Source organism: Kluyvera huaxiensis (assembly GCF_040149365.1).
Lineage (GTDB): Bacteria > Pseudomonadota > Gammaproteobacteria > Enterobacterales > Enterobacteriaceae > Kluyvera > Kluyvera intermedia_A.
The window spans coordinates 66,410-82,204 of the sequence record NZ_JBEFLV010000006.1 but is presented as its reverse complement, the minus strand read 5'-3'; the positions used below and the strand labels follow the sequence as shown (position 1 = coordinate 82,204).

Annotated in this window: 14 protein-coding genes; 9 read left to right on the top strand and 5 right to left on the bottom strand. The window is 47.1% G+C overall.

Annotated features, from left to right (window positions below):
- Positions 1-7 precede the first annotated feature (7 nt).
- Positions 8-958: an HTH-type transcriptional regulator Cbl gene (gene cbl, locus ABOC97_RS08310; protein ID WP_234508543.1), complete on the top strand. Its 951-nt coding sequence runs from the start codon at positions 8-10 to the stop codon at positions 956-958.
- Between the two features lie 95 nt (positions 959-1,053).
- On the opposite strand, the gene ABOC97_RS08305 is transcribed toward cbl, so the two are convergent.
- Positions 1,054-1,950 carry a DMT family transporter gene (locus ABOC97_RS08305; RefSeq protein WP_349596190.1) on the bottom strand — a complete coding sequence of 299 codons (897 nt, stop codon included), beginning with the start codon at positions 1,948-1,950 and terminating at the stop codon, positions 1,054-1,056.
- Positions 1,951-2,034: 84 nt separating this feature from the next.
- Between ABOC97_RS08305 and ABOC97_RS08300 the strand changes: the two genes are divergently transcribed.
- From ABOC97_RS08300 to ABOC97_RS08285, 4 genes are all read left to right on the top strand, one after another.
- The gene (locus tag ABOC97_RS08300) at positions 2,035-3,372 is read left to right on the top strand and encodes an aminotransferase-like domain-containing protein (protein ID WP_349596187.1); all 1,338 of its coding nucleotides are present in this window, start codon (positions 2,035-2,037) and stop codon (positions 3,370-3,372) included.
- An 813-nt stretch (positions 3,373-4,185) separates the two neighbouring features.
- On the top strand, positions 4,186-5,094 hold the full coding sequence (locus tag ABOC97_RS08295) for a hypothetical protein (protein WP_286585857.1): 909 nt from the start codon (positions 4,186-4,188) through the stop codon (positions 5,092-5,094).
- 11 nt (positions 5,095-5,105) lie between these two features.
- Positions 5,106-5,573 (top strand): serine/threonine protein kinase, encoded by a 468-nt coding sequence (locus ABOC97_RS08290; protein ID WP_286585856.1) that lies wholly within the window; start codon positions 5,106-5,108, stop codon positions 5,571-5,573.
- 1 nt (position 5,574) lies between these two features.
- Entirely contained in the window at positions 5,575-7,605 is a 2,031-nt protein-coding gene (locus tag ABOC97_RS08285; protein WP_349596183.1) for an AAA family ATPase, read from the top strand.
- A gap of 423 nt (positions 7,606-8,028) precedes the next feature.
- On the opposite strand, the gene ABOC97_RS08280 is transcribed toward ABOC97_RS08285, so the two are convergent.
- Complete coding sequence (locus ABOC97_RS08280) at positions 8,029-8,928, bottom strand: LysR family transcriptional regulator (RefSeq protein ID WP_286585852.1); 900 nt, start codon at positions 8,926-8,928, stop codon at positions 8,029-8,031.
- 138 nt (positions 8,929-9,066) lie between these two features.
- On the opposite strand from ABOC97_RS08280, the gene ABOC97_RS08275 reads away from it, so the two are divergent.
- From ABOC97_RS08275 to ABOC97_RS08260, 4 genes are all read left to right on the top strand, one after another.
- A complete protein-coding gene (locus tag ABOC97_RS08275; RefSeq protein ID WP_349596181.1) occupies positions 9,067-9,642 on the top strand; it encodes an NAD(P)H-dependent oxidoreductase in 576 nt (191 codons plus the stop codon).
- Positions 9,643-9,658: 16 nt separating this feature from the next.
- Positions 9,659-9,937, top strand: a complete 279-nt coding sequence (locus tag ABOC97_RS08270; protein ID WP_349596178.1) for a YciI family protein — start codon at positions 9,659-9,661, stop codon at positions 9,935-9,937.
- 44 nt (positions 9,938-9,981) lie between these two features.
- Positions 9,982-11,040, top strand: a complete 1,059-nt coding sequence (locus ABOC97_RS08265; protein WP_286585846.1) for an aldo/keto reductase — start codon at positions 9,982-9,984, stop codon at positions 11,038-11,040.
- A 72-nt stretch (positions 11,041-11,112) separates the two neighbouring features.
- The gene (locus tag ABOC97_RS08260; protein ID WP_286585845.1) at positions 11,113-11,841 is read left to right on the top strand and encodes a putative quinol monooxygenase; all 729 of its coding nucleotides are present in this window, start codon (positions 11,113-11,115) and stop codon (positions 11,839-11,841) included.
- A 1,035-nt stretch (positions 11,842-12,876) separates the two neighbouring features.
- Here the strand turns inward: ABOC97_RS08260 and ABOC97_RS08255 are convergent.
- From ABOC97_RS08255 to ABOC97_RS08245, 3 genes are read right to left on the bottom strand one after another with little or no spacing between them, the layout of a single operon-like run.
- Positions 12,877-13,596 carry a DUF554 domain-containing protein gene (locus tag ABOC97_RS08255; RefSeq protein WP_349596173.1) on the bottom strand — a complete coding sequence of 240 codons (720 nt, stop codon included), beginning with the start codon at positions 13,594-13,596 and terminating at the stop codon, positions 12,877-12,879.
- Positions 13,593-14,207 carry a UbiX family flavin prenyltransferase gene (locus ABOC97_RS08250; RefSeq protein WP_277201530.1) on the bottom strand — a complete coding sequence of 205 codons (615 nt, stop codon included), beginning with the start codon at positions 14,205-14,207 and terminating at the stop codon, positions 13,593-13,595. Before ABOC97_RS08250 ends, ABOC97_RS08255 begins: the two co-directional genes overlap by 4 nt.
- A gap of 10 nt (positions 14,208-14,217) precedes the next feature.
- Entirely contained in the window at positions 14,218-15,702 is a 1,485-nt protein-coding gene (locus ABOC97_RS08245; RefSeq protein WP_172408786.1) for a UbiD family decarboxylase, read from the bottom strand.
- Positions 15,703-15,795: the final 93 nt, after the last annotated feature.

The following is a 15,795-nucleotide window of genomic DNA, read 5'->3' as shown; positions in this document are numbered from 1 at the left end:
GGGAAGCGTGAACTTCCAGCAACTGAAAATTATTCGTGAAGCGGCGCGGCAGGATTACAACCTGACCGAAGTAGCCAATATGCTTTACACATCGCAGTCAGGCGTTAGCCGACATATCCGCGAACTCGAAGAAGAGCTGGGGATTGAGATCTTCATTCGACGCGGAAAGCGTTTATTAGGGATGACCGAGCCGGGTAAAGCGCTGCTGGTAATCGCCGAGCGTATTCTCAATGAGGCCAGCAACGTCCGCCGTCTGGCCGATCTCTTTACTAACGATGCGTCGGGCGTACTGACCATCGCCACCACGCATACTCAGGCACGTTATAGCCTGCCGCCGGTAATCAAAGCGTTCCGCGAGATTTTTGAGGACGTACGCCTGGAGTTGATTCAGGGGACGCCGCAGGAGATTGATGCGCTGCTGCACAGCGGCGGCGCGGATATCGGCATTGCCAGTGAGCGTCTGAGTAACGATGCCACGCTGGTGGCTTTCCCCTGGTTCCGCTGGCATCACAGCCTGCTGGTGCCAAAAGATCATCCGCTCACCCAGACTACGCCGCTGACGCTGGAGGACATTGCCCGCTGGCCGCTGATTACCTATCGACAGGGGATAACCGGTCGGTCGCGTATTGATGAAGCCTTTAATCGTAAGGGGTTAACACCGGATATTGTGCTGAGCGCGCAGGACTCTGATGTGATTAAAACCTATGTTGAGCTGGGGCTGGGGATTGGGCTGGTGGCGGAACAATCGGGCGATGCGCAGGAGTCCAGCAGCCTGGTACGGCTGGATACGCACCACTTGTTTGATGCTAATACCGTTTGGCTGGGTTTAAAACGCGGTCAACTCCAGCGAAATTACGTGTGGCGTTTTATTGAATTATGTAATGCCGGTCTCTCTCTGGAGGAGATTAAACGCCAGGCGATGGAGCTGGAAGAGAACGTTCTGGATTACCAGATTTGATGTCGAGCCCCGGAGATAGAAGGGGTATATTCAACGGCGCACCCCAGTGCACCCCAGCCTGAGAGGGCTGGGATAGCCGAATAATCGCCAAACGGTTATACCCGACGGCCAAATTTTCTTGAGCCCGCGACGCACAGAATGACTCCCAGCGTGACCGCTAGCATCAGTGAACTCACGCTTTCGTGCAAAATTGTGGCCGATAGCGCCAAACCAAAAAAGGGTTGTAACAACTGCAACTGACCCACGGCGGCAATACCGCCTGCGGCGAGTCCCTTATACCAGAAGATAAATCCTATCAGCATACTGAACAGGGAAACGTAGCCCACTGCGAGCCAGGCCGAAGCGGAGAGAGTGCTCAACGCCGTTGGGCGCGTGATGAATGTGGCAACCAGCATCAAGGGGAGCGAGATAATCAGCGCCCAACTGATAACCTGCCAGCCGCCGAGCGTTCGCGTCAGGCTGGCACCTTCAGCGTAACCCAGGCCACAGACAACCACGGCGGCGAGCATTAGCAAATCACCGGTGAGCGACACTGAAACATTTTGCTTCAGGGCAAATCCCACCACGAAAAGACTGCCTAGCACGGAAAAAATCCAGAATGCAGGGTGCGGGCGCTCGCCGTGGCGGACGACGCCAAAAATGGCCGTCGTAAGCGGCAGCAGGCCGAGAAACACAATAGAGTGCGCGGAGGTCACGTGCTGTAAGGCAATCGCGGTCAACAATGGAAAACCGATAACCACCCCGAGTGAGACAATGATTAATGGGCGCAATTGCGCAGACTGTGGGCGTTTTTGGCGGAAACCGACAATCAGCAAAATAGCCAGCATGCCGGCTATCGAGGCGCGCAAAAAAGTGAGAAAAAACGGGCTCATCTCCAGCACCGCAATGCGGGTCGCTGGCAGTGAACCGCTGAATATTACTACCCCCAGCAGGCCATTTATCCATCCGCTGTAGGTGCCAGATTTTATCTTATCTACCGCTGCATTCACCACGCTAACCTCATCGTTGAGTCATCAAAAAAGCAATGCTAAGTTGTGGTAACTAATACAATCAAAAAATTGTCATGGATACATGTCATGAAAGCCCGTTATAAAACAATCGTCGACAAATTTGCCCGCACCATCCGTTCTGGGGAACTGCCTGCAGGGCGGCGATTACCCACCCATCGACGTCTGGCGGCGGACGAGGGGATTTCGCTTGCCACGGCGACCCGCGTTTATGCTGAACTGGAAGCGATGGGGTTGGTGAGCGGGGAAACCGGGCGAGGGACATTTGTCAGAGAGACGGCCCTGCCCGCCGGGCACGGGGTAGACCAGCAGGCGGTAGCGGCCAACGTGCGCGACCTTAATTTCAATTACCCCACGCTTATCGGCCAGGGCGAACAGCTGCGAGACGCCCTACGGGAACTCTCCGCTGCCGGGGATATTGAGTCGCATCTACGTTATCAGCCTCATGCCGGACGGTTGAGTGAACGTGAGATTATCGCGGGTCATCTGGTAGGTAATGGCTTTACGCCGAAGGCTGAGCATGTCCTGATTGTGAACGGCGCACAGCATGGCCTGGCGGTGACGGTGATGGGATTACTCCGGCCGGGAGATGTTGTGGCGGTGGATGCATTGACCTATTCAGGGTTTAAGGCGCTGGCTGAGCTTTATCACCTTGAGTTAATTGCCATTCCCAGCCGTTCTGATGGCCCCTGTCTGGACGCTCTCGCCAGCCTCTGCGCGCAGCGGGATGTGCGTGCGCTGTATACCATGCCGACGTTACACAATCCCTTGGGATGGGTGTTAACCCCGGCGCAACGTCAGCGGTTGGCGGCAATAGCCCGTCAGCACGACCTGTTGATTATTGAAGATGCGGCTTATGCCTATCTGGTTCGGCAGCCGCCGCCACCGCTCACCTGCTACGCGCCCGAACGAACGGTCTATATCACCGGATTTTCAAAAAATGTGGCGACGGGGCTACGAGTCGGGGTGGTGGTGTGCCCTGATGAGCTTAAACCGGCCCTTGAGAGGGCAATCAGAGCCACAACCTGGAATACACCTTCACTGGTTAGCGCGTTGATTTGTGGCTGGATCAAAGACGGGAGCGTCTCGCGGTTCGAAAAGCTGAAGAGGCAAGATGCACGGTTGCGCCAGTCTCTGGCGCGTGAATTTCTTCGCGGGTTGCCGTACGTGGGGCATCCTGACGCCTATTTTCTCTGGCTACCGCTGGCCGATGAGTCCCGGGCAGACCGCGTGGCGAGCATGTTAATGGACAAGCAGATTTCGGTTTCAACAGCTGAGCCGTTTTGCGTTTCGACTAATGTGCCGCAGGCGATACGTATTGCTTTGGGGTCAGTGCCGATGGTCGATCTGCAGGATGCGCTGCGCACGGTACGGGATGTGATTGAATTCGAGCAGTACGGGCGATAAAAAAGCAAAAAGCCCGCTCGAAAGCAGGCTTTTTAAATTTGGCTCCTCTGACTGGGATCGCCGTAGCCAATAACTGGCTAATAAGTAAGCTAAGCCTGAATTTCCTTTCTGTCAAGACCGCTAGAATGACCACCCATCGTTGCCGATTAATTAAAACGGGCTTATATACTTTGCTCATGTGTTGATCATTCTATGGTGAACTCTACATATGAAGGATGGGTAGTTGGGGTGAGCATCAAAAAGTCTGCTCTGTGCCAGAAACGGAAGTTGCTTACATGTTAGTTTACTGGGAGCAGGACAGGATGGGATGACCCCGAGGTTGTGACGGTACTTAGAGATGGATTTACGCACGTATGCTATGAAAAGGTTTTAGCTAAAAGGTTGAACATGACGAAATCTGTTTTGGTGACTCAACCATCTGAGGTGAACAAAATCAAAGGGATAGTGTAGTTTAAATCGATCTGAAGCGAGCTCTAAATACATCCTATCTAATTTTTTAATGGAATTTGATCTGCAATAGACAATATATCCATTTTAAATAGTTCCCGTATGAAATTTAATGAGTTCTAATGCTTGTTTCGAATGGTCAAAGATGATGAAGGGTAGCGCGTTGAGTTAAGGTCAAGAAAAACATACAGTTAATTATGTCTATCAAAAATACCGTAGAAATAGCTAGAAATAACAACTGTGTGCATGTACAGTTGTTTGCATGGTTAACAAAGTTGCATTCAATGCTGTAAATGTGAGCGTTCAGGTTTACTCTCTATAGAACAAGGGTTTATAATCTGAAAAAGTAATTTCTATGGACTAGGAATGTTTACTGACCCGAACAGCGACCCGAAAGTATGGGAACAATATTTTAAGAGCATTATCCGTTTACACTATAAGCCAGCTAATTGCTGCGATTTGCCTGATTCGCAAAATGGTGATTTCGGCATTGAATGTTACACCCTATCAGGCCATGTTTTTCAATGCTACTTGCCCGAGCAATCAAGCGATGTTGAAAAACTAGTTAAAGCACAGCGCAAAAAAATAAATACTGACATTTTAAAATTCACAACTAAATATAAAGCTGATCTTGAATTATTGTTTGGCGAAACTAAAATTAGTAGATGGATTTTGGCTACGCCGTATAGTAAATCTGCAAAACTTACACAATATTGCACTCAGAAATCCTTACGAGTAAGAGAACTGAAATTACCGTATGTTGCAGATGACTTCCAGATTTTGGTGCAAACAGATAGTGACTATATAACTGAGAGGGCAGTTCTTCGAAGAACGAACTATCAGCTAAATCTAGATCTTAGTAACTCTACTGTTGATCATGCTGTATCATTTATTAATGAGCATGTTGATTTTTTGGATAAATTGAATTTGAAACTTCCAAAAATTGACCCTTCGGAATCAGTACAGGAAACTTATAGGCATTTTCTAATACAAAAATATCTTGATTATCAAAACCTTATCGATGAATTAAAACAGAATTGGGTTGATATTTATGAAGTTGTATATAAATGCATTCAACAAAGAGAAACGAACTTGGTTGGACTTTCTATGCTTACATCCTCAAGTGCGCAACCTGCCGAGAAGATGCTGAAACAAATGGAAGTTCTTAAAGAAAATATCGAAAAGGAAATACCTACACTCAAAGAATCAGATTTAGAAAAAATAAATTGGGGTGTAATATCGGATTGGTTAATTAGGTGTCCGTTAGATTTTTAACATGGTGAAAAATGAATATTAAAATAGAAGATATCATCGGACGACCTTTCACATTTACGCGGAGGCCGGAACATCTCCCATGTGAAATGAGACCTATGTGGCGATCTAGCCTTGTTTTAATAATATTCTCACTTATTGCTGCAAGAACTGGTTCATGCACATTGAAAAAACTTCATGTTGTCAATTGGTTGTTAAAGTCAGAAAAAAACACTACTGATTTTGCATTTTGGGTTTTGAATAAAGATAGTGTTAAGCCTGAAGTCAGAATGGATCCGACTTTGGATAGGGCAATTGAGCTTTTACTGGCCGATGGTTTTCTCATTCGCGAAAATGACAAGATGAAATTGACAGAAAAAGGGGATATTTGTGCGGTCAATTTACTTGCATTAGACGTCTTTCAAAAGGAATGTATTGTCTTAGGAAAACATAAAAAAGGTTTGACAGAGACTAATATAACCAAAATATTTCAGGTGGGATGATATGTCTTTTGAAATAATTTCTCTTAAAATAACAGTTAATACTATTGATGGACTATATGGTATTGATATTCCTTTCTCAACCGGCCTATTTCTTTTACGTGTTGAAAACTCTCATGGTAAATCAACGTGCATGAATGCCATTGCTTATGCACTTGGAATGGAAAAGGCTTTAGGCTTAGGTGGTGCAAAAATACCATTCCCACCATCTTTAACTAGAGCACTGACTAATAAGGATGGTAAAGAAGTTAGTGTGATTAAATCATATGTTGAATTAACAATAAAAAATAATAAAAACACTGTTGCGAAACTAAAAAGAAATATAGCAGGTTTTGAAACTGACAATATTATAACTATTGATGAGGTTAGTTCTGGTGGCGATCAAAGTACTGGCTCATATTTTCTACATCTTGAAGGAGATACTAAAAGAGAAAGGGGCTTTTACTTTTGGTTTTCTAAATTCCTTGATTGGAAACTTCCACAAGTTCCGAATCATAATGGTAAAGATACCCCCTTATATCCGTCCGTTCTTTTTCCTGCATGGTTCGTTGAGCAGAAAAAAGGTTGGTCATCTATCCTTGCTACAATACCAACTCAATTTGGCATAAAGGAATCAAAGAAAAGGGCTTTAGAATTCTTACTTTCTTTAGATGTCAATGATAATATATTAGAGCGAAGCTCTATAAAAAATGAAATAGATACTATAGGCTTTCAATGGAAGCTTATAAGGCATAATGCTGAGATTGTTGCAGCCAAAGTTTCTGCTATTGTTTCAGGAATTCCTGAACAACCCGAAGTAAAGTTTGATACTTATAAAATGGATCTGATTTTAAAGGAAAAAGATTCCATTATCGCAGCGATTGACTATCGAGTTAAACTCGAAGCCCAGTTAAAAACTCTTAACAGTGAGTATGTTAGTCCTGTGGATGATGAAAAACTTCAGAAAGAGGTTGTCCGTATTATTAGTTCTAAATTGGACGAAATTAATTCATTAGAGCTCGATTTACAAAAAATAAGTGATCACAAGAGCTATATAGCGCATCAAATTACCTCTACAACAGACAGGCTGAATAATCTCCTGGATGATAAAAGGAAATACGAAGATCTTAAAAAAATAGCTTCTTCAACTGTTTTTGATAATACTCATTTGAACAGTAATGAGTGCCCGACTTGCGGTGCTCCTTACAGTGATAACTTGTTAGACCTTTCACCGCAAGATAATCTCATGACTTATGAAAGTAGTTTGAATTTCATTAAAGAACAGATTAAAGCTTTTGAGTTCGTTTTGGAAGATAGTAAGAACCAACTTAAATTTAAAACATCAGAGCAGATAAAAACACAAGATACAATCGCCGCCCTAAAAGTCGATATAAATAGACTAAAGAAAAGAGATGACTCATCACTTGCTTTGCAAGAAGATATTTTGAGAAGAAAAATAAATTTAGAAAATTCAATTGATAATATAACCAATGCCTATGCGGCACTAGCTGAAATAAAGCTTGAATTGAATGCTTTGCATGCAAAATACGTCAAGCTTATTTCTAAAAGAAAAGCATTGCCGCAGAGCGTACTCTCAACTAAAGATGTTGAAAAATTGAATTCACTGAAGTCCGGAATGGTAAATAGACTTAATAATTATAATTTCACCAGCTTTGCTGCAAGTCTTATCAGCATCTCAGAAGATACATACCTCCCTACAAGAGAGGGCTATGACATTGGCTTCGATACTTCGGCTAGTGATGGAATACGAATTATCTGGGGGTATTTGTTAAGCTTGTTCTCTGTTGGTAGAGCATATTCTACAAATCATCCTGGGTTGGTTATATTTGATGAACCACGTCAGCAAGAAGCAAATAAGGTGAGTTTTGCAGAGTTATTGAGAGATGCGGCGAGATCGGCTTCAAATGGTGGACAAATAATTTTTGCGACATCAGAGGAAGAGAGTGTGCTTGTTGATGCATTGAAAGGCCATAACTATAAGATAGTATCTTTCGATAAAAATGACGGCAAGCTGATTCGTAAACTGGATGCATAAATAAGTTGCATTTCTTTGCATGTAATCCGAAATGACATATCTATTATGCTCTGCCAGCTCTGAGGCTGGTTAGAGCGCATAATTCCACTGCATTAAAACCCACCTCTAAAGCGGGCAGGCGTGGCGGGGAAAGCATTGCACGCCCGGCGGGGTGTTAATTATTATTTATTCGTGTCTGAGCGCCTCGCTGTGAGGTTGTTGCGAAGTGCGTGTTGCGCAGTAATGTCGGCGTGTGACGTTGCTGAAGGGCTTCTGATGCGGGGTAGTCAAAAGCCGCCTTATGACGGCTGCGCGGTTTCGGTTGAACATGCATAGAATGATTTCTGTACAAAATGTCCGATCCTCGCTCTATGCAGCCTGATGACGCTGTTGCGAGCTGTTCAGCGCTTCAATCTGATGTGGGCGTTTAACAGGTGCCGGTAGCTATTTTGTGGTTTTCATGATTAAAAAATCAATCAGTGCTTTGACTCGCTTTGCTTTACCGGTGTTTTTTAAGTAGTAAAGATAAACCGCTGGATAGGTCTTCCAGTAAGGCATCATCAATGGGATAAATTGCTCTTTATCGGGCTGTAATTCATACACCGGTTCGAATAATCGGCCAATACCCAGACCGCTGCGTATTCCATCGGCCATGACATCAATATCATTGCTGATGATCTGCCCAGGCATCTCAACAGTTAATTGCTCACCTTTGTCTTCCAGAATCAGGGGGAGGATGCGGTTATTGGTGATAAAGCGATAGCCGATCAGTTGATGCTGATGCAAGTCCGTCGGCAGTTCTGGCGTACCGTGTTGTGCGAGATAGGCCGCAGAAGCATACAAACCCTCACGAAACGGTTTCATCAACTGGCGGGCCACAACGCTCTCTTCGAGGATATCGCCAAAACGAATGCCCAAATCAAAGCGTTCATCAATCATGTTTACCGTTCCGTCATAAACGGATATCTCAAGTTGTACTCCCGGATAGCTCTGGCAAAACTCCGCCATACACGGCTTCATAATAAGCAGGTAAGCAAAGCGCGACAGCGTAATTCTGACCAGCCCGGAGGGCTCCTGATTCAGATCTTTAATGCTTTCCACCGCACTTTCCAGTGACTGAACAGCCCGCGACGTCTGTTGCAGCAGTTGCTCTCCTGCGTCCGTTAGCTCAATGCGTCGGGTGGTGCGTACAAAAAGCGGGTGGCCAATATGTTGCTCAAGCAGTTTTAGCGCTTTGCTCACGGAAGGCGGTGTTATCTCAAGTTTCCTGGCCGCAGCAGTAATGCTCCCTTCACGGGCGATGCTCTGGAAAATACGGATTTGGTTGTAAATGACATTGTTCATGGCGTCATCCGGAAAAAGAAATTAAGTACATTATTAGCTATTGGCTAAGAGTGTATGAGCTATTACTGCTCTAAAAAACAGAATCAGGGTTGTTTATACTCATTCCCCGTTAAACAAACCACTGTTCAGGAAGCCAAAATGCAAAATGTACTGATTATTTCAGGTCATCCGAATCTTAATGAGTCCATTGGCAATGCCACTATTTTGGGTGAAGTCGCGCAAGCGCTGCCCGACGCCGAGATACGCTTTCTTGATGCTCTGTATCCCGATTACCAAATCAACGTGGTACAGGAGCAGGAAGCCTTGCTCAAAGCCGATGTGATTGTCTGGCAGTTTCCTTTTTCCTGGTATTCCGTACCGGGGTTAATGAAGTTATGGATTGACCAGGTGTTTGTTCACGGTTTTGCCCATGGCTCCACCGCAAAACTGGGTGGCAAAAAACTGATTATTTCCTTTACCGCCGGAGCACCAGAGGCCCTGTATTCCACGGATGGTTTGTTCGGTCACGACATTCAGCACTACATGACACAGTTTGAAACCACAGCCTCGTTGTGCAATCTGGCTTTACAGGACCCAATTTATACCTTTGGGATGAGCTACGCAGGACGAGATGAGGCCAAAATTCTGGAACAGAAAGCGATGGCGAAAGATCATGCCTTGCGATTGATTGCCACGATTAAAGAAACTGCGCCTGCTTTAAAAATGGCTGTCTGAAAGAGAGGACAAAAAATTGTATCTGATCAATATAGCAGTCAATGAAGATATTTCTCCTGATCAGTATGAAGCGCTTTTCATGCGTCATGTCAGCTGGTTTCAGCAGTATTTTGAGGCAGGCAAGTTTATGCTCATCGGGCCTTATTCGGATCGCGAAAGAGCAGGGGTCATTATTGCTAAGACCGTAAGCCGGGAAGAGCTGGAAACTATTCTGAGTGAAGACGCATATTACCCCAATCTCGCTGACTATGAGATTCGAGAATTTATCCCGAAAATAGTGGGTAGCTGGCAATAAAAGACGTGGCAATTTCCATTTGAAAACGTGATTAGGAGATAATTATGCAGTATGTAAACCTGGGGCGAAGTGGTCTGAAAGTTTCACGACTGTGCCTGGGATGCATGAGTTACGGCGAGCCAGAACGCCTTCCTCAGCCGTGGTCGCTTGATGAAAATGCTTCACGACCGTTGATTCGACAGGCACTTGAGGCCGGAATCAATTTTTTTGATACGGCTAATATTTATTCAGGCGGAAGTTCTGAAGAAATTGTTGGTCGGGCGCTGCGCGATATGGCGTATCGGGACGAAGTTGTCGTCGCTACCAAGGCATTTTTCCCATGGCGTAACTCGCCAAACACCGGTTTTTTGTCGCGAAAATCGCTGTTTCAGTCCATCGACGACAGCCTGACCCGGTTGGGTATGGATTATGTGGATCTGTATCAGATTCACCGTTTTGATCACGGCACACCTGTTGAAGAGACCATGGAAGCACTTCATGACTTGGTGAAAGCCGGGAAAGTTCGCTATATCGGTGCATCCTCTATGGAAGCCTGGCGTTTTGCTAAGATGCAGCATGCCGCCGAGCGTAACGGCTGGACTCGCTTTGTCTCGATGCAACCGCAATATAATTTACTGTATCGGGAAGAAGAGCGGGAAATGCTGCCGCTGTGTGAGGATCAGGGCGTGGGTGTTATTCCCTGGAGCCCGATGGCACGCGGCAGGCTGACACGCGACTGGAATGAAACCACCCCCCGAACGCAAAACGATGCCTTTGCGCTGAAAATGTATGAAAACGCCGCACAACAGGACCAGAAGGTGGTTGAGGTTGTGGCACAGATTGCCGACGGGCGAGGCGTCCCTCGTGCGCATGTTGCGCTGGCATGGCTGCTGTCTAAATCTGTCATTACCGCGCCTATCGTCGGTGCCACAAAAGCGGAGCACCTTTTAACCGCAGTGGAAGCACTTAACCTGACATTATCGGCAGAAGAAATGGCACGGCTGGAAGCACCGTACGTTCCTCATATCGTTGATGGCATCGTACCGCCGCTGCCTGTACAAGCGCCACGACTCTCACCCATGAGAATCAACCTGGGAGTTGAGTGCGACGAAAATGGATTGTGATAAGGTGCGCTTACGCGCCTTGTCAGGAATAGTGACACACAACTTATTCCCGCCGAAAAAGCGAGGTCATTTATGAAAGCCGGGATTTCTTTACCACTTTTGTTGGCTCTGAGCTGTTCTGCTGTTGCGCAGGAGCAGAAAGTGCCTGTTTCGCCCGTGTTCAATATTTTTGAACTCGTCATCAAGCAAGATAAAAATAACGCATATAACAACCTGGCTGAAAAAAATATTACCGCTTCGGTAACCAGCGAACCTGGAACTCTGGCGATGTATTCGGCCCATAATAAAACGAACCCGTCAGTGGTTTATGTGTTTGAAATTTATGTCGACAGCGATGCTTACGAAAAACACCTGAACTCAACGAGCTATAAAGATTTTTTGCGTCATTCGGGGGATATTCTGGAGACGAGTCAAAAGCGTAGATTTGATTTGATGCCGCAATTTCTGGCAGATAAAAAAATTGTGCAAAACAATAGCACGATCAATAACTTTATCATCGTTGAGGTGAAACCAGCGCTTGGGCAGGCTTTTCGCGATGTTGTTTTACCCGAAATGACACAGTCCATTAAGCTGGAGGAGGGGGTTCTGGCCATGTACGCCACTATCGATAAAGCTAACCCCAACCGTTGGTATTTCTATGAAATATACGCCAGCGAAGAGGCTTATCAGGCCCATCGGCTGACCCCTCATTTTAAACAATACATTGAGCAGACAGCCGAAATGACGACTGATAAAGAGGCCATTGCAATTAATCCAGGCAAGTTTGTGAATAAAGGCGGCCTGATGTATGAAATTAAGTGAATGTCAGCCCCACCTGGTGAGTAGGCTGCAAAAAATTAATTCAGTTCTGACGTTCAGAAGGCTCGTCTATAAGATAAAAAGAGTGCATGAGCGTAAGGATTGAAAATCCAGATACACATTCCACCTTCGTTACGTTTAGCCGATATATCTGGATAATGCTGGTTGATTCAGCATATCGATGTCGTTGCTATTTTTCGCCTCAACATTATCGCTGTCAAAGACCGGATATAGAAGGTTTTTGGTGTAAAGTCCGCTCCTCGTTGTGAGTTCAAAGCTGACTCTCAACACCCGAAGGAGATCTTTAGGTGTTGTTTAGTAAACTTGGCCCTCACTCCTTCTGGTGAAAATCGTAATCCGATTGCGTAGGGTAATTACATCCCGGAATCGGGCTAGCATTACAGCCCCCTAAAGGCGTTGTTTGCAAAGGTTCATGTTTATCTGAGTAACTATATTCCTGAATGTGTTGCTCCGAATTTACGGATTGCCTTGTAGAAAAGGGCTGTTCTGGCGGTGTGCTTTGAAAGGCGTACACCTGAGTTGCACAGAGCCACAGTAAGGGCGGTAGGGTGCAGCGGGTGAGTACATTCATATATTCTCCAGACAAAAATTATACCAATTATATGATATATCCGATTGACTCAATAAAGCGTTAACGATGAACGGGAAATATAAGACCAGGCATAGATCTCAACATGCCGATAGTCGCCGGGAAATATTGTGCTCAGATTTTTCGTTAATGCTCATGGTCAGGTAACAAGGGGCGCTGCAGTAATGACTTATGAACCTAATAAAAAATTTCGGCACGACACTTTATCTTTTTATTCATAATAAAATCTCCTTTTTTTTGTGTTAATTACCCTCCGGATGTTTCGGACATTGGATGCCCGTAACACCCGGGGGCTGCGGGTGCGGGCGGCAAAGAGCCCGTGAAGATGCCCGGAATGAATGACAAACCCCCTCAGGAATGAAGAAAATACATAATCAATGCGGGGTACGCCGCTTTGTTGACCACTTTTACTGAAGTACTTTTCTATCTCAGAAGTAGGTTGTCCAGAAAGAGGAAACTGGCATCGCCAGTACCAATGCAGGAAGCATACTGGCTACCGGGAAGACCTTGATACCGGAAATACGCAGGCCAGTCGCCACCATTAGAACGCCACCCACAGCTGAAAAGTCGGCCTGCATAGCAGGCGTGGTCAGGGGTAATATATGTATCGCGCTGTATGCGAGAGCTAACTGGATGATAAGCTGGGGGACAGCGACTAATGCCACGGCGTAACCAAGGGTTGTGGCAAAAATGAGGGCTGTCAGCAAATCCAGGAACGCTTTCGCGATAAGGATACTCGAGTCCCCGGTCATGCCTTCGTGCATCGCACCAAAAATACCGGTGCCACTGGCACAAAAAAGGACGATGATCGCTACATAGTTTTGTAAAAACTGCGCCTGTGAGTCTTTGTCTCCGGGATCGCTTTTCACGACGAGCTCCACCAACCCACGGGCTTTTCCGCCCAGCTGGCTTATCCCTTTTTCCAGATAGCAGAGTTCGCCCACCAGTGTGCCGAGAAGGACGGAGAGAACCATGACGGGCATATGGCTGACACTTGTCACCAGGACGATCCCCATACACAGGGAGGCCGCACCAAAAATGAGCGGCATTGAAGTACGTAACCTTTCAGGTAGACGTGAGCTAATGATGGCGCCTGCCATCCCGCCGATCACGACGGCAGAGCCGTTAAGCCATGGGCCTGTAATCATAGCGATTTACTCCTGTTATTCAGGTTGGGCGTTTCACCCCAGCGCGGCAATGTGTCGCAATCAAGGTCGAGTAAACTCAGCGCCCGCGCAACACTATGGGCGATGATGTTCTCAGTACTGGCAGGGCGTGCATACCAGGCAGGCACGGGGGGAAAAATGATGCCACCGGTTTCGCTAACCTGAAGCATGTTACGAAGGTGCCCGGCATGCAGCGGCGTTTCCCGGACCATCAGAACCAGCCCCCGGCGCTCTTTCAGGGTTACATCGGCTGCCCGCACCAGCAAATTACTGGTAAAGCCTGCCGCAACAGCGGCGAGGGTGTTCATCGAGCAGGGGGCAATCAACATCCCGGATACCCTGAACGAACCGCTGGCGATGTCGGCTGCAATATCATCAAAGGGATAAATTACATCAGCCAGCCCATGAACGTCGTCTTCTGACAGAGTGGTTTCCAGACTGCGGGTCAGATGAGCGGCAGGAGAAATCACAACGTGACTTTCCACGTGAAGTTGTCGCAGATAATGCAGGGCCTGCACTCCATATAAAAAACCGGATGCACCACTGATCCCAATGATGACGCGCTTGCGAGGAGCACATTCAGATGTCGACATTATGGCGTCCTCAGTACTTGAAGTTATCCGGGAGGAAACGACTGATCTCGACCTCCATGAATTCGCTGCGGCGAAACTGGCCTTTCATCGTGAACGGAACGGTACAGTCGAAAATAGTTTTACAGGCGATCCCGTGGTCGCGGACGGAGTAACTAAAAGCCGGGTCAGAGGACGGATCGAGGGGATGGCACCTTACGCCGGGTATGAACACCGTGCTGATATCCCCCTGATAGCGTGTCGTCATTGCCCATATCACGTCATTGAGATCGAAAATATCCACATCGTCATCAACCAGAATCACATGCTTGAGTTCCGAGAATGCGGAGAAGGCCAGAAGAGCCGCCTGGCGCTGACGACCTTCATCGTTTGGCAGACGTTTTTTCACCTGCAATACGGCAAGATATTTTCCGGTCCCGGGTGACGGGCAGTGAACATTTTGCACAAAGCCGGGAAGGGCGCGCTCCACCAGTTGCAGAATACTGGCCTCGGTGGGGATCCCTGCCATATTGGTATGCTCGTCACTTGGACCAATGCAGGTCTGTAGAATTGGGTGACGGCGGTGGGTGATGGCTTTCACTTTTATCACTGGCACCATTTGCTGTGCCTGTCCGGTATAGCCGGGGAATTCCGGCATGGCTTTACCACTGTTGGTATTTTGATCCTCCCTGACCCGATAGTTAGGAATGAGTTCCCCCTCGATAACGACTTCGGCGTTCGCAATGGCCCGGGCATTCACGGTCAGACACTGGCACAGCTCAACAGGCTGTTTACGCAAGCTCCCTGCCACTGACAGTTCGTCAAAACCAAGTGGAGTTGTGGGCGGTTCGAAGCAGGCACCGATTTCAATGGCTGGGTCAACACCAATGCTGATCGAGATGGGAAGTGGGGCCCCATCTTCCTCTGCTTTCTGACGGAACAAATCCAGATGCCGACCGGGAACGAAGTACATGGATATTTCATCCCTGTTTTGCACGCACAGTCGGTGAATAGTGATGTCATGCTCGCCGGTATGTGGATCGGCGGCGTAGCACATACCGAGAGTGAAGTAAGGACCGGCATCCTCCGGCGTATTCGTGGGTGCTGGCAGGATATTGAGGATACTGAAATCCGGATCGGATGCCAGATGGACTACTTCCTGACAGACGGCATTTTCCTGCGGAATAACGACAGGACTTATCGGGGTGCTTACCGCGTCTTTCAGTAAAAAGGCCAGCTTATCGGGTGTGGTATCCAGTAGCCGGGCCACGCGTTTTCGCGAGGCGAGAAGACCTATCAGCACTCGCATATCGGTATAGCCTTTAATCCGGTTAAAGAGCATGGCTGGACCGATACGAGTCGGACGCATGACCGTACCGTGTGCCCCAATGTAGCGGTACACCCCTGACAGTTCTGCACTTGGATCAACGGGTTCATCGGTTTCGATAAGCTCATCATCAAACTTGCGCAGTACGGCCAGCGCACTGCGTAGGTCAGTCACTTTTTGTGTTTGAGACATTACGTTTTCCTCAGTAAGTCGCCGGGAGACAGCATGCCCGGTGTGCTTTTATCTTCATCCTGCAGGCAATCACAGGACGAGCCGTTACATCAC